The organism is Hymenobacter sp. APR13 (assembly GCF_000737515.1).
Taxonomy (GTDB): Bacteria; Bacteroidota; Bacteroidia; order Cytophagales; family Hymenobacteraceae; genus Hymenobacter.
On the sequence record NZ_CP006587.1, the window covers coordinates 1,753,518 to 1,775,537 of the forward strand.

Here is a 22,020-nt window from a genome sequence, read left to right on the forward strand (position 1 = left end):
AGAGATGCTTCGGCAAGCTCAGCATGACGTTCCACTTACTTCCGCTTCGGCGCCAGCACCACGTAGCCGTCGGGGAAGCGCTGCTCGGCATAATCCGGAAATACGGCGCGCAGGTAGCGGTGCGCGGGGCCGTCGCGCCAGGCGGGGCTGACGAGCACGGCGGCGGGCTGGTAGTGCTGCCGGAACCGGGCCGCAGCCGTGGCCGAAGGCGCGGTGAACGTGGTATCGGTGGGGGCGCGCTGCAGCGCCAGCAGCGCGTGCACCACAGTATCGGCCTCGAAGCGGGCAAACTGCTCGGCCCCAACGCGCGAAATGTAGGCGGAGGGCAGCTTCTTGCGGTAATAAGGCTGATGCAGAAAGCTGCGCAGCTCCACTTTGCCGAGTTGGCGGTAGCCATCCACCAAGCCAAACGGCACCGTGAACAGGGCCTCGCCGGGCAGCGCCGCCACCGCCCGGTAGGCCGCCGGCATCTGCCTGGACGAGTCCAGCGGCGGCGGCACGGGCCAGAACTCCACCAGCACTACCAGCACCAGCGCCGCGCTCAGCAGCGCGCGTAGCAGTGGGCGGCGCGACGCATCCCAGGCGGCTTCCAGGGCCCCAAACCCCACAATAGGCAGCAACAGCGTTACCATCAGTACCCAGCGCGTGGGGCAGCGGATGTTGTTGAAGAACGGGATGAAGTGCAGCAGGCCGTTGGGCAGGTTGAGCTTGACGTGGCCCAGCACCCGCAGCGCCGGCAGCGTGAGCAGCACAAAAAACAGCAGCACCCACGCCAGTGGCCGGCCCTGATGGTCGAGGTGGCGCACGGTGGCCGGCCGGCGCGGCCACAGCGCCGCCAGCGCGCACACCAGCGGCACCGCGTAGCCCAGGAACATAACGTTTTCCACGGAGCCCGGCATATTGAACATCTTCGGGTTGTGGTAGAGTTGCTGGGCCCAGTCGAAGTTCAGCCAGCGGCTGTTGTCGGCTGGCAGGAAGAAGCCCGCTAGGTCGCCGCCCCACCAGAAGCCAGCGTTGTCGGGCACGTCGCGCAGGCGCATGAGCCGGATGACAAGGTGGCTGACGACCAGCACGGCAGCCAGTATCAGCCAGGGGCGGCGGTGGCGCCAGTTGATGCTGCCCAGCTTCAGCCAGAACCAGGCGGCGTAGGCCAGCGAGAAGTAGAGCAGCGCAAACAGGACATAGTAGTCGCTGAATAGCGTGATGATGCCCAACCCGAAGCAGGCCGCCACGGCTTTCCAGCTGCGCACCTGCGGCCAGAATCGGCCCGGCTCAAACCAGAAGGCGCTCAGGAAAGCCAGCAGGTAAAAGGGCACCGTGGCCGTGAGCACCAGATCAAAGTGATACGGCAGCCGCACAGTTTTGTAGGGCGAAAACGCGAAGAATAGCCCCGCCAGCCACGCCAGTGCCGGCTGGTGCAGCCAGCGCCGCGCCAGCAGCCACGCCCCCGCCCCCGACAGCGCATACTCGGCAGCCAGCGTGAGATTGAGAGCCAGCATTTCGTTGTTGATCAGCACGTTGACCATGCCCACCACCGGAATGTAAGTGTGCAGCCAGAGTCCCGCGCCTTCGGGGTAGAGCAGCCAGGTGGAGTAGAACGGGTTGTGCCCGGCCACTACCTGCTCGCGGAAATGCCACACGTTCCAGAGCTGCATGTAGCCATCCTGGTCGGCGAAGGCGGGGAAAGCGGTGCTCAGGTGCGCGGCCAGCGGCCAGGTCCAGGCCACGAACACGGCCAGATAGGAAGCTACTACCAGCGCCAGCCGCCAGCCGGAGGTTGCGTGAGGCATACAGATGCGGAAATCAGCGAAGAAAGAAGGCCGGCCAGCTTAAAGCCGGGGCGGGCAAAGGTAGCCGTTGCTGGCTAAGTCGTACCTTTTCGGGCTTTCCCGCCGTCCCGTCCGCTTTGCTATGCTTCACCTCCAAAACTACCTTAACGGCCAGCTGGTGCCGCCCGCCGCCGGCCGCTACCTGCCCAATATCGAGCCCGCCACCGGCCAGGTGTTCAGCTACATTCCGGATTCGGATGCTGAAGACGTAGCCCGCGCCTCGGCCGCCGCCGAGGCTGCCCTGCCCGCCTGGCGCCGCCTGCCGGCCGAAGACCGGGGCCGGCTGCTGGTGCGCATCTCGGAGCTGATTGAGCGCGACCTGGAGCGCCTGGCCCAGGCCGAAAGCCAGGACAATGGCAAGCCTGTCAGCCTGGCCCGCACCGCGGACATCCCGCGCGCCGCCAGCAATTTCGCCTTCTTCGGCACGGCGGCGCAACACTTCGCCTCCGAAACCCACTTTCAGGAAGGCGTGGCGCTGAACTACACGGTGCGGCACCCGCTGGGCGTGGTGGGCTGCATTTCGCCCTGGAACCTGCCGCTGTATCTGTTTACCTGGAAGATTGCGCCGGCGCTGGCCGCCGGGTGTACGGTGGTGGCCAAGCCCTCGGAAATCACGCCCTACACGGCGTTTCTGCTGAGCGAATTGTGCATCGAGGCCGGGCTGCCGGCGGGCGTGCTCAACATCGTGCACGGCACGGGGCCGGGCGCGGGCCAGCCCATCATCGAGCACCCAAGCATCAAGGGCATCAGCTTCACGGGCGGCACCAAAACCGGCGAGCAGATAGCGCGCACCGCCGCGCCCATGTTCAAGAAACTCTCGCTGGAGCTGGGCGGCAAAAACCCTAATATCATCTTCGCCGACTGCGACCTGGCTGAGGCCGTGCGCACCAGCCTGCGCAGCAGCTTTGCCAACCAGGGCCAGATCTGCCTGTGCGGCTCGCGCATCTTCATCGAGCGCAGCATCTACGAGCAGTTCAAAACTGATTTCCTGGCGGGCGTAGCGGGCCTGACCGTAGCCGACCCGCAGCTGGAAACCAGCCGCCAGGGGGCCCTGGTGAGCGAGGCGCATCTGCAGAAGGTGCTGGGCTACATTGCACTGGCCCACGAGGAAGGCGGCACCCTGCTGGCCGGCGGGCAGCGCGTGCAGCTGCCGGGCCGCTGCGCCGAGGGCTACTTCCTGCAGCCCACCGTGTTCGAGGGCCTCGCGCCCGACTGCCGCGTCAACCGCGAAGAAATCTTCGGCCCCGTGGTCACGCTCACGCCCTTCGACACCGAAGAGGAAGTGCTGACCTGGGCCAACGGCACCGACTACGGCCTGGCCGCCACCATCTGGACCCGCGACCTGAACCGGGCCCACCGCGTGGCGCACCAGCTGCACAGCGGCATCGTTTGGATCAACACCTGGCTGCACCGCGACCTGCGTACGCCTTTCGGGGGCATGAAGAACTCCGGTGTGGGCCGCGAAGGGGGCCTGGAGGCGCTACGTTTCTTCACAGAGGCACAAAGCGTGACCGTGAAGCTGTAAAGCTGTCATTCCGAGCACAGCGAGGAATCTGAGGATGATCCATTCAACGGATTAACCCAGATTCCTCGCTGCGCTCGGAATGACAGCCGGATTACAGCCGCTCCAAGCGCCGTTCCAGCTCGTCCAGCGTGACTTCCTGAAACTCCAGCGGGTCGGGCTCCTGGCCGGTGGTGGTTTCCTGCCAGGCGAGGTAGGGCGTGCCGGCCTCGTAACGCAGGCCGATGAGCACGGCGCGGCGGCCGGCCGGTACGTTCTCGAACTGGTAGCTGCCACTGCCGGCCTCAGCGGCCAGAATGGTGGGCGTGGCGCCGCGCAGCACCAGCCGTACCGAGGTGCCGTCGGGGGTGTTGGCCGAGGACGTGACGGACTCGGTGGCTTGCAGCGAGGTGGTGGCGCCAGCCTGCGGGCGGTCGGCGTTCAGCCAGCCCAGCTGGGCGCAGTGGAACACGTAGCGGTCCGTAGGCTCGGGCTCGGGGGCCGTGGGCTCGTCGGCGGGGAGGTCGGCGGCCAGGGCCTGCTCGGCGGTGGGGGTGCTGTCGGCGGTGGAGAGCTGGCCTTCGTTGAAGGAGAAGCGTACGGGCAGCATCATTTTCACCTTCACGAACTCGCCGTTGCGCTGGCCGGGCGTCCAGTGGCCGGAGGTCTGGCGGAGCACGCGCAGCACCTCTTCGTCGCAGCCGTGGCCGAGGCCGTAGAGCACTTTGGGGTTGAGCACTTTGCCGCCTTCATCGACCACAAACGAGGCGAATACCACGCCCTGGGTTCGGCTGGCCAGCGCCTGCTGGGGGTAGCGGATCAGGCGGTTGATGTCGGCGGGGCCGCTGCCGTAGGCGGGCATGGGGCGGGCGTCGGTGTATATGGTTTCGGCGGTTTCGGGCGCGGGGGCGGCGGTTTCGGGTGCCAGCTCCCAGCGAACAGGCGCGGTGCCCTGGCCGTGGTAGAGGCGCATGTCGGGTAGGGGGCGGCCGTTGGCGGCGGGCAGTTCCAGGCGCACGGTGCGCCCGGCGGCGACTTGCAGGGGCTGGCCGTTCTGGGAGGCTTTCAGCAGCACCATGCCGGCCGTCTGGAGAGGCTGGCCATCGGTGGTGATGGTGCTGAGGTTGGTGAGCAGCATCTCGGCGGGCGTCAGGCACTCCTTCAGCTCCACCCACACGGGGCCGGTGGCCGCTTTCTGTTGGGCATCAACCAAAGTGCCGGCGCTGATGCGGACCACGGTGCCGGCGCGGCCGCGCACTTCGGCGGCCTGGGTGGGGTCGATCTGGAAATACTCGCTGGCTTTGCGGGCCACGTCGAACAGGGTGGCATCGCCGGGCGGCGGCGCGTTGTCCTGGAGGCCGGCTGGGGCGCGGCGTACGCTGCGGTAGACGATGAGCGGGGCCGTGCGCGAGGTGGGCCGGGCTAGGCGGTGCCAGTCGCGGCGTACGGGGGTGGTATCGAGGATGCCGACGGGGTCGGACAGGGAATCGAGGGCCAGGGAATCGGCCAGGGCGGGGGTGCGCCGCTCGGTGGTGGCGGGCTGGTCGGGCTGGCAGGCCGCGGCGGCCAGCAGCGTCAGGCCAAGCAGGAAAGAGGAAAGCCGGGGTATTCGCATTGCTAGGGGTCTACGCACAAACGAACAAAAGGCTAGGCTGCGTGTACGGAATAGATGATTGGCTGGAATTATTGGTTCAAGTATAGGTATTTACCCGCGAAAGAATTGTGCTGACAGGCAGTGGATGGTGTCTGGCAGGTGGTGGATGCTAGCTGGCAGGTAGTAGATGACAACTGGCAGGCGGTAGATGGTATCTGGCAAGTGGTGGATGCTATCTGGCAGGCGGTGGATGGTGTCTGGCAAGCAGTAGACACTGTCTGGCAAGTGGTAGATGTTATCTGGCAGATGGTAGATGATAACTGGCAAGTGGTGTATGGTAGCCATCAATTCTTCTTATCCGATGACTTGTATCAAAAACTAGCTTATTGCTTACCGTAAGCACCTTTATCAGGCGCCTGCTCTTTCTCTCTTGGGCCTCAATCCGCTACGAAAGCCACTGTTGGCTTCCCATTCATTGACCGCTTCCATCGTTTTCTTCTCCACGAAGGCTCCTGTCCAGGGGTTGAAGACATACACGTCATAATAGGTCGTGATACGGGAACGGCCCTTCGGATGCAGTTCTTGGCGGGTACCCGTCCGAACAGAGACATAAAAGCGGTATTGGCCCTGGAAGTAGCCAGACGGATACCAGGACGGGTGCCAAGACGGGTCAGGGACCCGCTCCCATGTTAGGTAGCCGGTTAACGAACCAGTCTTCGCCCCGCTTTTCCGCTCTGCGGTGGCAAGCGCGTCGCGGTAAACCAGTCTCATGCCTTTGGCGGGGAAAGTGGTCAATCTCTCAAACCCGTAGGATTGGTCCACGTCGTCGGGGATGAACGTGCCTATGGCGTCGAACTGCAACTCGATGAGTTCAGGGTAGACGTGCTCCTCGTCTAGGCGGATGTCGTAACGCAACAGGTACCGGGTAGGCTTTTCCCCTAAGACATCGGTCCAGTTGCCGCCGAGGGTGCTGTTGTAGATGGCCGACCCCCAAACATTCCACACCGCATGTTGGCGCAAAAACTTCTCCCCATACATGGTCGCAATCAGGTGGTCGGCCTTGGCCTTGATGCGCGCCTGCAGGGTATAATGAGGGTAGTCTTGCGGATTAGGTACCAGCCACTGCCCGTGGTCGTGGTCAATTGAGTAGCGCAGGGTGCCGCGGTCGTCGTACTCGCGGGTCATGCCCACGGGCCGCTCGGCTTTGGTATAGGTTGAGGTGGTGGTGACGTTGCCCCGGTTATTCCGATAAAACCGGAAGTACACTCGGTCTTTGTGCGTCAGGTATTCCTTGACTTCTTTTCCGCCGGGATACAGGCGGGTCACGATGCGCGAGGAGTCGGTTCGAACGATATTGGGTTGTTGCGCGTGTGCGGCTACACCGCAGAGGAGCAAGAAGGCATGGAGCAACGAATTCATGGGTGCCAACGAGCAGGAAATGAGATCAAACGTACTCGATAGTCCATCAAGTATAAGCAGTAAAGACGTGCCACAATGGTTTAAGCAAACGGCCTGCCACCGCCTCTTAACAGCAAAGCCCTCCGGCGGTAGGTTATTGGCCTACTGCCGGAGGGCTTGCTGCTTAGGGTCGTTTTCAGCATTGAGAGGAAGGATTGCTTCGCTTCGCTCGCAATGACAGGCTTGCCTACAAATTCTTCAGGACGAAATCGGTCATCTGGCGGTAGAGGTGCAGGCGGGTGGTGCCGCCGTAGATGCCGTGGTTGCGGTTGGGGTAGTAGAGCGTCTGGTAGTCTTTGTTGGCCTTGATCATGGCGTCGGTGAAGGCCACCGAGTTCTGGAAGTGCACGTTGTCGTCGCCGGTGCCGTGGACGAGCAGGAGCTTGCCTTTGAGCTTGTCGGCGTGCTGCACGGGCGAGTTGTCGTCGTAGCCGGCGGGGTTTTCCTGGGGCGTTTTCAGGAACCGCTCGGTGTAGACGGTGTCGTAGTAGCGCCAGTTGGTGACGGGGGCCACGGAGATGCCCATCTTGAACAGGTCGGCGTTTTTGGTGAGGGCAAGGGCGGTCATGTAGCCGCCGAAGCTCCAGCCCCAGATGCCGATGCGGCCTTTATCGACGTAGGGCAGCGAGGCCAGGTACTTGGCGCCTTCGCCCTGGTCCACGGTTTCGAGCTTGCCGAGGTTGGCGTAGGTGACTTTCTTGAAGGCCGCGCCGCGGGCACCGGTGCCGCGCCCGTCCACAATCACCACGATGTAGCCGTTTTCGGTCAGCATCTGGTGCCAGAGGTAGTTGGTGCCGCCCCAGGAGTCGGCGTTGGTCTGGGAGCCGGGGCCGCCGTAGACGTGCATGAGCACGGGGTATTTTTTGGTGGCGTCGAAGTTGGTGGGCTTCAGCATCTGGCCGTTCAGCTCCACGCCTTCGCTGGTTTTGAAGCTGAAGAACTCGGGCGTGGCCAGGTTGTACTGGCTGAGCTTGTCGCGCAGCTTGGCGTTGTCTTCCAGCACTTTCACCAGCTTGCCATCCTGGCCGTTGCGCAGACTCACCACGGCGGGCACGCCGGCTTCGGAGTGGTAGTTGAGGTAGTAGCGGGTATCGGCGCTCATGTTGGCGGCGTCGGTGCCGCGGCCGGCTTCGCTGAGGCGGGTTTTGCCCTTGCCTTTCAGATCGACGCGGTAGAGGTGGCGCTGCAGCGGCGAGGCTTCGGTGCTGGTGTAGTACACGAGGCCCTTTTTCTCGTCGAAGCCGTCGATGCTGGTGATTTCCCAGGGGCCTTTGGTGAGCTGGCGTACCAGCTTGCCGCCCATGGTGTAGAGGTAGAGGTGGCGGTAGCCGTCTTTCTCGCTGCTGAACAGGAACTCCTTGCCGCCCTGCAGGTAGCGCAGGTCGTCGTTGACTTCCACGTAGGCCTTGTCGGTGTCGGTGAGGACCACCTGGCTCTGGCCGGTGCGGGCGTTGGCGTGCAGGATTTCCAGCTTGTTCTGCAGGCGGTTCATGCGCCGGATGCTGAGCAGGTCGGGCGTCTGGGTCCAGAGGATGCGCGGGATGTACTGGTCCGGCTCGGGGCCCACGTCCAGCTTGGTGGTTTTGGCGGCGGCTACGTCGTAGGCCGAAACGCTCACGACGGAGTTTTTCTCGCCGGCTTTGGGGTATTTGTAGCGGTAGTCCTTGGGGTAGAGCGTGCCCCACTCCTGCATGTTGTACTCGGGCACCTGGCTTTCATCGAAGGTGTAGAAGGCCACGTAGCGCGAATCCGGCGACCATTGGAAGCCCTGCGCAAACTCGAACTCCTCCTCGTACACCCAGTCGGTGCCGCCGTTGATGATCTTGTTCAGCGCGCCGTCGGTCGTCACGGCGGTTTCGCGCATGGTGGCCAGGTCCGTCACGTACAGGTTGTTGTCGCGCACGAAGGCCACGCGCTTGCCATCAGGCGAGAAGGTGGCGTAGAGCTGCTTGCCGGGCGCCTGGCTCAGGGGCGTAAGCTGCTTGCTCTGGCGGTTGTAGATGTAGAACGTGGACTTGCTGGAGCGGCGGTAAATCGGCTCGGTGGCAGTGCTGAACAGCACCTGCTGCTCGTCGGCGTTGAAGCTGTAGCCGTCCACGGGCAGCGGCTGGCTCTGGCCGGGCAGTTGCAGGGCGGTGGCGGCCACCAGCGTCTGCACGGGCTGACCGGTGGTTACGTCGTGCTGCACGAGGTTGCCCTGGTCGAGCGAGGAGTAGAAGCGGCCGTCGTTCATCCAGTTGAAGCCGGGCACCGACCTGGCGGCAAACGTACCTTTCTGCCAGATGTCTTCGAGGGTGATGTTCTGTTTTTGCTGAGCCGAGGCGGCGGGCAGCAGGGCGGGCACCAGCGCGGGGCCGGCGGTGGCCAGCCACAGGGCCAGCGTGAACGAGCGAAATTTCATGCAGAAGGAAAATGTCTGGGGGAATCGGGACGTTAAGGTAGCCAATGGCGCGGGCTTGGTTGCACAGGCCACCCGGCAAAACCCGGCGGCGTGGCACATCCGCCCGAAACTCCGACCTTTACCGAACCTATGCGTTATCGTCTGTTTCCGCTTCTTGCCTCGCCCCTGCTGCTGCTGGCCGCCTGCAACCCCGAGCCCAACCCCGGCCCGCGCATCGATTTGGTGGGCAGCACCACGCCGGCGCTGCTGAGCGCCAGCCGCACCAGCGCCGTGCCCGCCGACACGTTCTCGACCCGCGTGTTTGCCGAAGCCCGCGACACCGTAAGCGGCCCGGCCCTCACCCGCCTGCGCATCACCGTCGACTACTTCCGCAACCGCAACCCCTACATCTACCCCTCTCCCTTCGACCCCGACCGGGTGCCCACCGAAAAGGAGCCGCTCGTGTTTCTCGACTCGCTGCTGCCGGCGGGCAAGCGGGCCCAAGTGTTTCAGTACACGGCCGGCACGCGCAGCACCTCGGGCCGCGAAACCTGGAATTTTCAGGTGGAGGACACCGACGGCGCGTCCAACCAGCGCAGCTACATCCTCACGCTCCGCAACCCCGACTCGCTGCTGACTTACCACCGCTACACGCTGCGGCTGCAGGCCCCGCTTACGCGCAAGTCGCGCAGCTACCTGGCGCTGTCGGCGGGGCTGGCGCTGCCCGCGTTTGCGCTGGGCCCGCGCACCGCCCAGAACCGCGACTCCATCGACGTGGTGTATCTGCCACTGGCGGCCGGTGCCCGGGCCCTGGCTGCCCCCGCCGACCCGGCCCTGACGCTACGCGCCTGGACCACCCGCCGCCGCACCGAGTTCCGCGGCACCACCCTCAACCAGGCCGGCTTTGCCGCCGCCGACAGTGAGGCTGAGCTGCTGGCCGCCTTCAACACCGGCACGCCCCCCACCACCAACACCGGCGTGCTGACCAAAGGCCAGGTGGTAGCCTTCCGCACCATCACCAACAAGACCGGCCTGCTCTACATCGAGGATTTCCCGACGGCTCCCCGCCCGGCCGTGCTGCTGCAGGTACGCATCACGAAGTAGGTCGGCGCCAAACGCAAAAAGCCCCCGCACTGTCTGGTGCGGGGGCTTTTTTGTTGTGCTAATGCTGACCGCCTAGAACAGGAAGCCGGCCGTAACGGTGGTCGTGAAGCGGCTTGCGTCCACGCTCACCACCGGCGTATTGTTGGTGCTCAGGGTGTAAGGGCTGTAGAACCGCTTGCTGGTGCCGTACACGCCGGCCACGTCCAGGAAGAAGTTGTTCTGCCGGATGCCGGCGCCGCCGGTGTAATAGTTCTGGGTGCGGTCGAAGTCGCTCTGGCGGTAGGCGTCGCCGTAGCGGGCGTAGCCGGCACGCAGCCGGAAGGCATCGAGGCGCAGTTCGCCCCCCACCCGCACGTTCACGGCCGACTGGTACAGGCCCTTGATGGCGGTATTGTCGGAGCTGAAATCGGTTTCCTGCTGGTTGCCTTGGGAGCTGAGTCGGGCCTGCCCATAGTTTAGGTATTCCACGTCGCCGGTCAGGAAGCCATACTTGCCCACTACCACCGCCACCCCGCCCGAGGCCCGGAATGGTGAAGTCAGGGTGTAATCGAAGCCCACAGAGCCGGTGCTGACCTCGCGGCTGGTGTAGCTCTGGCCACCCACCCGCACCGGCCGGTCGAAGTTGGCGCTCAACGACGAACTGTAGGTTTCCGACAGCGTCATCAGTGTCGGAGTCTGAATAGAAGCGCCGAAGCGCACGGCATCGTTGAAGCGGTAGATGGCCCCGATGCGGGCGTTGATACCGCTGCCTCGCGTTTCCAGTATTTCGCGGTACGTGAGGCTGTTGAAGGCGGTGTTGCCGTCGGGCGTTGCCTCCGAAGCCGTAAGCGTACTCGTAGAGTTGTAACGGGTGCTCACGATGCCAATGGCCCCACCCACATACAGCCGGTCGCGGTAGCTGGCGCCGTAGCCGAAGTCAAACTGTGTCTGGGAGCCCGTGGTCAGCACGGTTTCATCCTGCGTGAGCCGGCCGGTGTCCTCAAACGGCCGCGACAGGCCCAGGACACTGTCCTGCGGCTGGCCGTTGGCAGGATAATAGTCTGTCAGAAAGGCTCCGTACGCCAAGCCATCGAGGTTCTGATAGCCACTGTTGAACTGCTGCTCAGCAAAGGCTACGCTGATTTCCGGGTCGTTGAAGCGCTGCAGAATATCCTGGCTGGGGTCGGGCTGGCCGCGGTAGCGGAAGCGTTGGTTGTAGTCGTTGGTGCGGTTGAAGCCAATAGCAAACGTGCCCCCGCGCCACGCGTTGTTATCGGCATCGGGCCGGCGCCGCACAAAGGCGGCGCCCAAGCTGGCCACGTGCAGGCTGTTGCGCGAGTCGGAGGTAGTGGAGCCGAAGCCTGTGGCGTCGGTGTTGCCCAAACCCAGGCCAGGCGTGAAGCTGAACTCGGAGCGCTGATAGAGGCCCAAACCGGCCGGGTTCGTTACGAGGCTGCTCAGGTCGGCGCCCACGGCCACATTGGCTCCCCCGATGCCAAGGGTGCGGGCTGTGCCGCTAGGCTGGGTCTGCGAGAAGCGCAGGGCATCTATTTGGTAGCCCTGGGCTACTTGTTGGGCAAAGCCGTAGCTAGCCTGGCCCGCAAAGGCCACGGCAAGCCAGTATTTCAGGTTTTTCATCTGAGGGAAAGGAAGGCGGCCGCCATGCGGCCCGTCACAGATTCGGTTTCAGGATGCAGCAGGCTGCTTAGTTCACACGGCCCCGGCCGCCGCCGCCGCTGTTGCCGCCACCGCCGGAAGGCGGCGAGTAGCTGCGCGAAGGCTCTGAGGACCGGCTAGGTGCCTCGTAGCTACGCTGGGGAGCTTCATACGAGCGCTGAGCACTGCGCTGCGGAGCCTCATAGGTGCGTTGCGGAGACGACCGGCGAACCGGCTGCTCCGTGGCTTGCCCACTGCTGCCCTGGGGCTGGCTTTGGTTGAAGATGCTGCGGTTGCTGCGGCGCGACTGCGAATAGTCGGTAGAAGGTTGTGGCTGTGTTGCGCTACCGGCACCATCCTGCGCTACGCGCCAACGGCGACCTTCGTAGCTGCGGGTAGGCCGTTCAGTGGCAGCATCCTGCAGCGCCGGGCTGCGCGTGATGCCATTGTTGCGGTCGGGGACCGTTTGGCCGGCGGCCCCATCGGTACCAAGATCAGGGTTGCGGGTGCCCCGGACGCCGGGCGTACCGCTGGTAGCGGCATCCGTCATGCGCACGTTGCGGCGGCCGGGCATGGTAGCGGGGGTGCTTCCCACCACGTTGCCGGACGTGTTGCCGTCCGGAGCCACCAAGCCACCTTCCGTGACGCGACCCCGGCCTCCACCGGTGCTCGTACCCACACCACCGACACCGGTGCCGGAGCCCGTGCGGCCCGACGTAACGGCTTCGGCGCTACGGCTGCTGCGCGGCCCGTAGCGCTGGTTCACTGAGCGGCCGCCACCGGAATAGCCACCGAAGCCACCACCGTAATAACCGCCACCGTAACCGCCGTAGCCGCCGCCGTAGTAGCCGTTATAGAAGCCATCATAATAGCCACGGCCGTAGCCGCCCCAACGGTTCCAGCCCCAGGGCCGGCCCCAGCCCCACGGGCTGCCAAAGCCGATATTGATATTGATGCCGCTGCCGTAGGCGCCATAGCCCCAGAAGGGGTCGTAACCGCCGTAGCCGTAGCTGGGACCCCAGGCAGAGTAGTAGCCGGGGCCGCCGTACCAGAAGGGGTCAGCAAACACGAAGTCATTGTAGCCGTAGCCGAAGCTGCGGTAGTAGGGCTGATGGAAGCGCCGGATGCGCGACGAATACGCGTAGTCATCGTCGTAGTATTCGGTGCTTTCGTCGGTAGCGGCCGAGTTGCCTTGCTCCGTGTAGTCAGGGTTCGTTAGCTCGTCGCGGGTGGCGGGCGTGGCCGCCGCTACCGCCGCCGCGCTTTGCGTGGTGCGGTCAGAGGAAGAATAATAGACGCCGTCGCTTTCCGTAGTGGAAAGCCCGGCGGTGCTTGCGCAGCCTCCCAGCGTGAGCAGGGAGAAGGCAGGCAGCAGGGTAGAGAGGATTTTTTTCATGACGGCTAACAAAAAAGGAGGCGGGCGAAAGAAAGCAGCTACTCAAACACCGAAGACTTGCCTACACCAGTTGCAGACCGAGACGACAGGCTCCGGTTTAATAACGTAATTTGGCGACGAAACGGTGCCGAAATGTCTAGCACAAATCTTGGGCCAAAACGGGAACTTTTTCAACTTACCAAAGATACCTGAAACATGAGCAAAAGTTTGCCCAAGCGGAGCGAGGATTATTCCCTGTGGTACAATGAGTTGGTGAAGCGCGCCGGCCTGGCTGAGAATTCCGCTGTACGAGGCTGCATGGTGATTAAACCATACGGGTACGCCATCTGGGAGAAAATGCAGCGTACGCTCGACGATATGTTCAAGCGCACGGGCCATCAAAACGCTTATTTCCCGCTGTTTGTCCCCAAAAGTTTGTTCGAGGCGGAAGAAAAAAACGCCGAGGGTTTTGCCAAGGAATGCGCCGTAGTAACCCACTACCGCCTGCAGACCGACCCCGACAACCCCGGCAAGCTCCGCGTCGACCCCAACGCCAAGCTGGAAGAGGAGCTGGTGGTGCGCCCCACTTCGGAGGCCATCATCTGGAGCACCTACAAAGGCTGGATCCAGAGCTACCGCGACCTGCCGCTGCTCATCAACCAGTGGGCCAACGTGGTACGCTGGGAAATGCGCACCCGCCTGTTTCTGCGCACCGCCGAGTTTCTGTGGCAGGAAGGCCACACCGCCCACGCTACCGCCGAAGAAGCCGTAGCCGAAACCCGCCAGATGCTGGAGGTGTACGCCCAGTTTGCCGAGGAGTGGATGGCGCTGCCCGTAGTGAAGGGCGTGAAAACCGAAAACGAGCGGTTTGCCGGCGCCGAGGACACCTATTGCATCGAAGGGCTGATGCAGGATGGCAAGGCCCTGCAGGCCGGCACCTCGCACTTCCTGGGCCAGAACTTCGCCAAGGCGTTTGACGTGCAGTTCCAAAGCAAGGAAGGCGGCCTGGAGTACGTATGGGGCACCAGCTGGGGCGTGAGCACGCGCCTGATGGGTGCCCTCGTGATGGCCCACTCCGACGACGAAGGCCTGGTGCTGCCACCCAAGCTGGCCCCCATTCAGGTGGTCATCGTGCCCATCTACAAGTCCGGCCAGCTCGACGAGCTGCTGGAGCGCATCCGCCCGATGCAGATGGGGCTGCTTGAGCGTGGTATTTCGGTGAAAGTGGACGACCGCGACACCGAGCGCCCTGGCTACAAGTTTGCCGAGTGGGAGCTGAAAGGCGTGCCCGTTCGCCTGGCCGTGGGCATGCGCGACCTCGACGCCGGTACCGTGGAAGTGGCCCGCCGCGACACCAAGGAAAAGATGAACCTGCCCCTGGCCGACATCGTGAACAGCGTAGCCGCGCTGCTCGACGACATCCAGACCAACATCTACAACCGCGCCCACAAGTTCCGCGAGACGCACACGCACCGCGTGGATACCTACGAGCAGTTCAAGCAGGCGCTGGAAGGCGAAGGCGGCTTCGTGGTGGCCCACTGGGATGGCACCCCCGAAACCGAGGAGCGCATCAAGGAGGAAACCAAAGCCACCATCCGGTGCATGGCCCTCTCGGAACCCGACGAGGACGGCACCTGCATCCTGACCGGCAAGCCCAGCAAGCGCCGCGTGTACTTCGCCCGGGCCTACTAAATCACGGATTTTTTCGAATTAGGCGGATTTCACGGATTTTGTGAACGGCTACCGTTCTGTTACAGCAAAAGAGGCTTGCCCATCAGCAAGCCTCTTTTCATTGGGTTCCAACTAATTTCCGTTGGTTTTCGGCTGAAGAAAGCAACACAGCGCCGTCCACAAAATCCGTGAAATCCGTCTAATCCGAAAAATCCGTGAACCTGTGCTTATCTTTTCCTGACCTAACTCCTCCCCTGCTATGGACTGGCTTACCGTTGCGCTGCTTTTGCTTTTTGGCCTGATGTTTCTGGCGGCCGAAGTCATCTTTATTCCGGGCACGACGGTGGTGGGGCTGCTGGGCTTTGCGCTGCTGGCGGCCGGCGTCTGGTTTGCCTACCGCGACCTGGGCTCCGGCACCGGGCACGTACTGCTGGCCTCGTCGGTGGTGGTGGCGGGGCTGCTGGTGTACGTGGGGCTGCGGCCCAAAAACCTGGCCCGCGTGGCCCTCAACGACGTGAACAGCGGCCACGTGCGCGACGCCCGCCTGCCCGACGTGCAGCCCGGCACCACCGGCCGCACGCTCTCGGCCCTGCGCCCGGCCGGCACCGTGCTCTTCGCCGAAAACCGCCGCGAGGTAACTACCCGCGGCGAGTTTGTAGCGGCCGGCACCGAGGTGCGCGTGCTGCGCATCGAGCAAAACCGCATTGTGGTGGAAGCAAATAGTTGAATGGCTGAATGGTTAAATGGCTGTCTGTTCTGACGAGTGATTCAGAAAAGACAGCCATTTAACAATCCAACCATTTAACCACTACCTTACTCGCATGAATCCTCCCTTCCTTCCGATTATCGTCGGGGCCGTTGTGCTGCTGGTGTTTCTGTACTTCTTCCCCATCAGCCTCTGGATTACGGCGCTGTTTTCGGGGGTGAAGGTGAGTTTGTTCCAGCTGGCGTTTATGCGGGTGCGCAAAGTGCCGCCGTCCCTCATCGTCAATTCCATGATTACGAGCACCAAGGCCGGCCTGGAGCTGACTGCTAACGACCTGGAAACCCACTACCTGGCCGGCGGCAACATTCCCAGCGTCATCAAGGCCCTGATTTCGGCCGATAAGGCCAACATCCCGCTCACCTTCAAGCAGGCCACCGCTATCGACTTGGCCGGGCGCGACGTATTCGAGGCTGTAACGACCAGCGTAAACCCCAAAGTCATCAACACGCCCAACGTGGCGGCCGTGGCACAGGACGGTATCCAGCTGATTGCCAAGGCCCGGATTACGGTGCGCGCCAACATCACGCAGCTGGTGGGCGGCGCCGGCGAGGAAACCATCCTGGCCCGCGTTGGCGAAGGCATCGTGACCAGCATCGGCTCGTCGAAGTCGCACAAGGAAGTGCTCGAAAACCCCGACAAGATTTCCAAGCTCGTGCTCAGCAAGGGCCTCGATGCCGGCACCGCCTTCGAAATCCTGAGCATCGACATTGCCGACATCGACATCGGAGAGAACATCGGCGCCAAGCTCCAGATCGACCAGGCCACTGCCGACCTCAAAGTGGCCGAAGCCAAGGCCGAGGAGCGCCGCGCCATGGCCGTGGCCGTGGAGCAGGAAAACCGCGCCAAAACCCAGGAAGCCAAAGCCCGCGTGGTGGAGGCCGAAGCCGAAATCCCGAAGGCCATTGCCGAAGCCTTCCGCTCCGGCAACTTGGGCGTGATGGACTACTACAAAATGCGCAACGTACAGGCCGACACCGACATGCGCGACTCCATCGCCAACCCCGGTGGCCAGAGCAGCAGCAGCAAGCCCGGCCGCGACGAAGGGCGGCTGTCGTAGAGCCTCACCCCCCGGCCCCCTCTCCCGTGGAGCGGGGGAGCCTGACGACTACAACGCCGCCACGTCGGCTGGCGCCTCCGCAACTGCTCACCAATTTTGTTTAGAGCACTAAACGCAAAGCGCCCCTACCACAAGGTAGAGGCGCTTTGCAGTTTATAGTAGCGGCATCTGAGGCGTCAGCCGAAGGTGCTGCGTTGCAGTCGGCTGGCTCCCCCTCTCCACGGGATAAGCGCATCAAGCATTTGCTGGGCCGGGGGGGTGAGGCCCTACTTCTTCGTAATCCGGAACTCCACGCGGCGGTTGAGCTTGCGGGTTTCTTCCTGGTCGTTGCTGGCAACGGGCTTGGTGTCGCCGTAGCCTTCGGTGGCAATGCGGGTGCTTTTGATGCCCTTCTGCACCAGAAACTTCTTTACCTCGTTCACGCGGTCCTGGCTGAGCTTCAGGTTTAGGGCCGGGTCGCCTTGGTTATCGGTGTGGCCTTCCAGCTTGATTTCCACGTTTGGGTACTCCTTGAGCGTGCGCACCAGGCGCAGCAGCTCGGGGTAGGAGTTTTCGCGCAGGTAGTACTTGCTCTGAGCGAAGAAGATGTTGTTCAGCTTGATGGTCTGGCCCACGGCGAAGGGCACGAGGTACAAATCCTGCGTGACTTCGGAATACTTCTGGCGGTCCGTCACATCGAGGTTGTCGGCTTCGGCCAGGTAGTTGGGGGCCTCGGCGCGGTAGCCGTACTGAATGCCCGAGGGCAGCACGATGGTGTAGGAGCCGTCCACCGGGTTGGTTTCGGCCACCCCGATTTCCTCGCCCGTGAGCAGGTTTTCGTATTTGATGGTAGCCGGCACCGGCTTTTTGGTGGCAGCGTCCAGTACCCGGCCGCGCACCAACGTCACCACTTCGGGCTTGAACTGGGGCGTGAGGCCGATGCGGAAGATGTCTTTGGAGTTGCCGGTGCCATTGCGCGTGGAAACCAAGTAGGCATCCTCGCCGGCCGCCGACACCACGTAGTAGGCGTCGAAATCGGGGGAGTTGACGTTGGGGCCCAGGTTGCGGGGCTTGGTCCAGTTGGTCCAGCTGTCGTCGAGGCGCTTGCTGTAGAATACGTCGCTCTTGCCGTAGCCGCCATGGCCCTCCGAGGCGAAGTACAGCGTCTTGCCATCCGAAGCCAAAAAAGGCGCAAACTCTGGCTTTTTGGTGTTGATGCTGGGCCCGAGGCTGCGCGGTTTGCTCCACGATTTGCCGTCGGCGTTGCGGAAGCTCACGAAAATATCCTGGCCGCCCTGCCCGTCTTTGCGCTCCACGGCCATCAGCAACACCTTGCCCGAAGTGCCCAGGAAGTAGTCGACGTTTTCCTCGTCGTCGTTGTAGAAATCCTCAATGTTGATCTTCTCGGGGCGGCTCCAGCCGGTTTTGGTGCGCTTGCTCATGCTCACGCCCTTGGGGTCGAGCGTGCCGTCTTCGTTGTAAACGTTGATGAGCACGGCCGTATTGCCGTCCGACGACACCGAGGCCAGGCCGTTGGGGCCGGGCGTGTTGATGGGGCCGCCGATGTTCTTGGCCGGGTTCCAGGGCTTGCTTTTGGCGTTGCCCAGGGTGCTGTACCACACGTCCTGCACGTCATTAGCGCCGCCCACATTCTGGGGGCTTTCCTGGCGCGCAAAAAACAGCGTGCGGCCGTCGGGCGAGATAACCGGGTGCGTGTCCACGTACTTGGAGTTGACGTTCGGGCCCAGGTTCACCATGGCCGAGTCAATCTTCACGCCCTCCGACTCGCTCTTAAACTCCTTCTTCACCATCGTTTCGGCCACGTCGGCAATGCCGATGGCGTCGATCTGGTTGACGCCGTTCACGGCCTTGGTGTTCATGGTCACGAGCACGCCGATGGTGCGGTAGGTGCCCGGCGAAAACGTCACCTGCAACGAGCGAAACTGCTCCGGAATCGGGCCTGGGCTGTCGTTGGCGTACACCTGGTGCTTGCCGCCGCGGGTATCAATCAGCTCAATCTTGACCACGGAGCCGGGGTTGAAATTCTCCACCACCGTCACCTGTTTGGCAATCAAAGACTTGCCAAAGCGCACCTCAATAAATTCGTCGTTGCTTTCCTTGCGCGGAATCCAGGCTTCGTTGCTGACCTGACCCAGCGGCTGGGCATTGGGCTCGCCCAATACTTTCTCCGGCGAGAAGGCCTCTTTACCCTCCGCTTTCTGCGACGATACCGCCGCTACTTTCGCCGCCCACACGGCGTGTTGTGCCTGTACGCTCACGAACCCTCCCACTACCAACCCTACCGACAGTAGAAATTTCTGAACACTCATAAGCTGATTGGCAAAACTAGAGCTTGTGCCCCCGCGCAAGCCGGAAGCAGGAGCTTCCCAGCCATTGGAGACGTGAGGTAGGGCTCCGAAGTTGCGGATACCCGATACATGAACCTCAAAGGTACGCACATACGATGCCTGGCCCTGTTAATTTTTGATGAAAGGGTAAAAATCAGCGCCGGTTGCGGCGCGCCAGCCGATGAAGTAACTTGCTTGACGTCTGGCGCTGCGCTGTATTTATCATGGAGTTTTTCTATTCCGTTGCAAATTCTGCGGGCGCCGGAACAGGGCTGCTAACAGCCTGTCGAACAGCCGAAAAATGGTGGGGGTTCCTCGGGCAAGTTCTACTGGTTGGCACCTTCCTTTTCGCCTCTCTTCCTGGCCGGTCGCAGGCTTTGGTAGATGCCGGCACGCAGCCGCTGCTGGCCCGCACCATTGCTCCCACCCCCGACTCGCTGCTGTTGCTCACCACACAGGCCCGGCGCGTGGGTGTGAGCACCTACGCCCAGCGCACGGCCGCGCTGGGCACGCTGCACCTGGGCCGCCGCCAGCAGCTACGTTACCGCCTCCTGAGTGAGTGGATTTACGACTCGCGCGGCCAGCCTCCGTTTGTGCGTGAGGACTACGCCGCCGATGCCCTGCACACCGTGGATCTGGGCCAGCGGGGCTGGCGCGCGGGGCAGTTTGTGCGCTACGAGCAAAGCCGGGCCAACGCCACCCGCACCGGCCTCTGGCTGGCCCGCCTCGGCTACGAGCAGGCCCTGCCCCGCCTGCTGCCCTCCCAGGCCACCGACTCGCTGTCGGTGCTGCGGCTGATTGGGTTTGGCGGCGTGGTGCAGGACGCGCGCAACGGCCGCCAGGACACCGGCCCGGCCTACGGCTTCGACTTCTCGACGCTGGCGTTTCTGCGGGGTGCCGCCGCGCCGCCGCTGTCGTTGCGCGTGCTGGGCACCCGCGCCCAGCTGGGGCCGCGCGTGTGGCAGCGGCTGCTGGCCGAGGGCTACTACGAGCACACCTTCGACCAATACTCCAGCGGCACGTTGCGCGGTGCCTATCGCGCCCACCGCGCCGAAGACTACGTGCCCGGCAACGTGCAGCGCATCCAGAGCGACACGCTGGCCGGCGAGCTAACCTGGGCCTACCGCCTGTCGGATAAGGTGTCGTTCCGGTCGGTGAATGCCGTGGCGCTGCCCAGCCGGGCCTTCGCCTACCGCCGCCTGGGGCCCGAGGCCGACACGCTGCAGAACCTGGGCTACCGCCAGCGCGAGCTAGACACGCGCCAGGAGCTGCGCCTGGGCTCGCGCAAGGTGCAGGCCGTGCTGAACTTCAACTACCGGCAGCGCAACCGCGCCTACGACCTCCGCAACACCCGCAACCTCGCGCCGGCCCAGTACGAGCTGGCGTTGGCCCGGGAGCGAATCAAGGACATCACCGAGCAAACCACCCAGTGGCAGGGCGAGCTGACCTGGGTGCCACTGCCGCGCCACGCGCTTTCCCTGACCGGCGCGGCCCAGCTGCTGCGCGTGGCCGCCCCCAGCAAAGACAACCAGCAGGACCGCGACGAGGCCCAGCACCAACTGCGCCTCACCTGGACCGGCCGCTGGCGCGGCAACTTCCGCACCAGCCTGGCCATGGCCGGCGAGTACCGGCAGTTTGTGTTTATCCGGGCCGCCCTCAGCGCTGAAAACTACACCGACCGGCTGCTGCACTGGGAGCCGGGCTTTACGTGGGCCCCCGGCCGCTTCAGCATTCGGAGCACCTACCATCTGTGGGTGAGCTACCAGGTGCGCGACCGGGCCAGCGAGCAGCTGCGCAACCGCGCCAGCCGGGTGCTGGAGCAGCAGCAGAACCTCACGTATCAGCTCACGCCCCACCTGCTCACAGTGCTGGACTATGCCCGCCGCGAAAACCGCGTAGGGCTGCTGCGCTGGCCCGCCTTCAAGGAAAGCCCCCTCGACACCACCATCACCCACGACCTGCGCGGCGGCCTGCGCTACGGCTGGACGGGCCGCCGCCGGCCGGTGGCCAGCGCCAGCAGTCTACGCCTCGGCTACCGATTTCTGGAGCAGCGCACCCACGCCCGCGCCGCGCTGGTGCAGAATGCGGGTGGCTCCTCGCTCATCTACCTGCGCGCCCTCACCCGCCAGCAAGGCCCCGATGTAGCCTACGAGCGGCGGGCCGGCGCCCTGGCTCTCTCGGCCAGCCTATGGCTGCAGGAGCTGCGCACGCTCTACCGCTACCGCCCCGGCACCGGCCCCTTCGTAGGTCCCAGCTACACCCCCGACGACCTGGACCGCGCCACCCACAACCTCTACCCCTATTTCGAAGTGGCCCTGGCCTGGCGCGTGCGGCAGTTTTAGATATGGGGCATAGGAAATAGGGCCTGGGGCTTAGGAACCAGGGATTCGCCATCCAGTAACCGATGACGAACCTCTGTGTCCTAAGCCCCAGGCCCTATTTGCCAAGTTCTAAGCACTATTGCCTAAGCCCCAAGCCCTATTTTCTAAACCCTGAACCTACGGCTGCAGTGAGAACGTGCGGGTGACGGAGTTGTAGGGGCCAGGAATGAGGTTGCCGCTGGCGTCTACCAGCTCCAGCTTCACGGTGTTTTCGCCCACTGGCAGGCCTTCCATCATGTAGGGAGCCCACTGGTCCAGCATGAACTCGGCGCCGTTGATGGTGGCGCGCACCTGCGTGCCGCCGGGCTCCAGCGTGGTGTTTACGAGGTAGAAATCCAGCATCACCTTCTCCTTGTCGGCGCCGGTGTACACGTCTTTGGGGCGACTGTAAAACAGGTGCGGCGCTTTCAGGTCGAAGGTGGGCGTGCCGGGGGCGGCCTTGCCTACCGTCACCACGCGCAGGTCGTAGGCGCCGCGGTGCTTGAGGCTTTCGTGGTAGGAGCGCGACAGAAACGACAGCACCACGTGCTGGCCGTCGGATATGGGCTTGCTGAACTCGGTTTCGTAGTGGGCCGAGTAGGGCTGGTTGTCTACGATGTTGTGGATGTGCTGGCCTTTCTGCGAGTTGGCCAGGTGGCCGGCGTGCGCGCCGCCAGTCATTTTGGTGAGCTGAAAGTTGCTCAGGTCGTAGTCGAAGGCCACGGTGCCGCTGGGCACCACCGAGCCAGCCGGCGGCGACTTCAGCGCCAGCTGCGCCTCCGGGAAGCGGGGCGAGTTGGTGAAGGGCGTGAGCCGGATGCCGTTTTTTTCCAGCGTAGCGGCCGTGTTGGCCATGGTGGCGGCGGCGGTATCGGTGGTGGAGGCCGAGGATTCCGTGGCCTGCTTGGCGGTGTCGCAGGCAGCCAGACCCAGCAGCACAACCGTGCCAAGCATAAGAGGAGA

At 63.6% G+C, this 22,020-nt stretch carries 15 protein-coding genes; 7 read left to right on the plus strand and 8 right to left on the minus strand.

What is annotated here, in order from left to right; all coding sequences use genetic code 11:
* Positions 1 to 35: 35 nt before the first annotated feature.
* Complete coding sequence (locus N008_RS07305) at positions 36 to 1,790, minus strand: hypothetical protein (RefSeq protein WP_044014897.1); 1,755 nt, start codon at positions 1,788 to 1,790, stop codon at positions 36 to 38.
* A gap of 121 nt (positions 1,791 to 1,911) precedes the next feature.
* Here N008_RS07305 and N008_RS07310 point away from each other — a divergent pair, with 121 nt between their 5' ends.
* Positions 1,912 to 3,354: an aldehyde dehydrogenase gene (locus tag N008_RS07310; RefSeq protein WP_044014899.1), complete on the plus strand. Its 1,443-nt coding sequence runs from the start codon at positions 1,912 to 1,914 to the stop codon at positions 3,352 to 3,354.
* A gap of 91 nt (positions 3,355 to 3,445) precedes the next feature.
* Here the strand turns inward: N008_RS07310 and N008_RS24030 are convergent, their stop codons facing one another.
* Positions 3,446 to 4,945 carry an energy transducer TonB gene (locus N008_RS24030; protein ID WP_052381299.1) on the minus strand — a complete coding sequence of 500 codons (1,500 nt, stop codon included), beginning with the start codon at positions 4,943 to 4,945 and terminating at the stop codon, positions 3,446 to 3,448.
* Positions 4,946 to 5,065: 120 nt separating this feature from the next.
* On the opposite strand from N008_RS24030, the gene N008_RS07320 reads away from it, so the two are divergent.
* Entirely contained in the window at positions 5,066 to 5,323 is a 258-nt protein-coding gene (locus N008_RS07320; RefSeq protein WP_044014901.1) for a hypothetical protein, read from the plus strand.
* Between the two features lie 9 nt (positions 5,324 to 5,332).
* On the opposite strand, the gene N008_RS07325 is transcribed toward N008_RS07320, so the two are convergent.
* Both N008_RS07325 and N008_RS07330 read right to left on the minus strand, forming a co-directional pair.
* On the minus strand, positions 5,333 to 6,343 hold the full coding sequence (locus N008_RS07325) for a hypothetical protein (RefSeq protein WP_044014903.1): 1,011 nt from the start codon (positions 6,341 to 6,343) through the stop codon (positions 5,333 to 5,335).
* Positions 6,344 to 6,569: 226 nt separating this feature from the next.
* Complete coding sequence (locus N008_RS07330; RefSeq protein ID WP_044014905.1) at positions 6,570 to 8,783, minus strand: S9 family peptidase; 2,214 nt, start codon at positions 8,781 to 8,783, stop codon at positions 6,570 to 6,572.
* A 129-nt stretch (positions 8,784 to 8,912) separates the two neighbouring features.
* On the opposite strand from N008_RS07330, the gene N008_RS07335 reads away from it, so the two are divergent.
* A complete protein-coding gene (locus N008_RS07335) occupies positions 8,913 to 9,866 on the plus strand; it encodes a hypothetical protein (RefSeq protein ID WP_044014907.1) in 954 nt (317 codons plus the stop codon).
* A 72-nt stretch (positions 9,867 to 9,938) separates the two neighbouring features.
* On the opposite strand, the gene N008_RS07340 is transcribed toward N008_RS07335, so the two are convergent.
* Both N008_RS07340 and N008_RS21435 read right to left on the minus strand, forming a co-directional pair.
* Positions 9,939 to 11,483, minus strand: coding sequence for an OmpP1/FadL family transporter (locus tag N008_RS07340; protein WP_044014909.1), 1,545 nt, complete (start codon positions 11,481 to 11,483; stop codon positions 9,939 to 9,941).
* A 67-nt stretch (positions 11,484 to 11,550) separates the two neighbouring features.
* Positions 11,551 to 12,897 (minus strand): hypothetical protein, encoded by a 1,347-nt coding sequence (locus tag N008_RS21435; protein ID WP_052381300.1) that lies wholly within the window; start codon positions 12,895 to 12,897, stop codon positions 11,551 to 11,553.
* A 195-nt stretch (positions 12,898 to 13,092) separates the two neighbouring features.
* On the opposite strand from N008_RS21435, the gene proS reads away from it, so the two are divergent.
* The 3 genes from proS (at position 13,093) to floA (ending at position 16,370) form a co-directional block, all read left to right on the plus strand.
* Positions 13,093 to 14,568 (plus strand): proline--tRNA ligase, encoded by a 1,476-nt coding sequence (proS, locus tag N008_RS07355; RefSeq protein WP_044014915.1) that lies wholly within the window; start codon positions 13,093 to 13,095, stop codon positions 14,566 to 14,568.
* Positions 14,569 to 14,806: 238 nt separating this feature from the next.
* Positions 14,807 to 15,274, plus strand: coding sequence for an NfeD family protein (locus N008_RS07360; RefSeq protein WP_044014917.1), 468 nt, complete (start codon positions 14,807 to 14,809; stop codon positions 15,272 to 15,274).
* Between the two features lie 94 nt (positions 15,275 to 15,368).
* Positions 15,369 to 16,370 (plus strand): flotillin-like protein FloA, encoded by a 1,002-nt coding sequence (floA, locus tag N008_RS07365; RefSeq protein ID WP_044014920.1) that lies wholly within the window; start codon positions 15,369 to 15,371, stop codon positions 16,368 to 16,370.
* A gap of 266 nt (positions 16,371 to 16,636) precedes the next feature.
* Here floA and N008_RS07370 read toward each other — a convergent pair whose 3' ends face one another.
* Positions 16,637 to 18,679 (minus strand): OmpA family protein, encoded by a 2,043-nt coding sequence (locus N008_RS07370; RefSeq protein ID WP_044014922.1) that lies wholly within the window; start codon positions 18,677 to 18,679, stop codon positions 16,637 to 16,639.
* 395 nt (positions 18,680 to 19,074) lie between these two features.
* Here N008_RS07370 and N008_RS07375 point away from each other — a divergent pair, with 395 nt between their 5' ends.
* The gene (locus N008_RS07375) at positions 19,075 to 21,039 is read left to right on the plus strand and encodes a hypothetical protein (protein WP_044014924.1); all 1,965 of its coding nucleotides are present in this window, start codon (positions 19,075 to 19,077) and stop codon (positions 21,037 to 21,039) included.
* 156 nt (positions 21,040 to 21,195) lie between these two features.
* On the opposite strand, the gene N008_RS07380 is transcribed toward N008_RS07375, so the two are convergent.
* On the minus strand, positions 21,196 to 22,011 hold the full coding sequence (locus tag N008_RS07380; protein WP_231569796.1) for a hypothetical protein: 816 nt from the start codon (positions 22,009 to 22,011) through the stop codon (positions 21,196 to 21,198).
* Positions 22,012 to 22,020 lie beyond the last annotated feature (9 nt).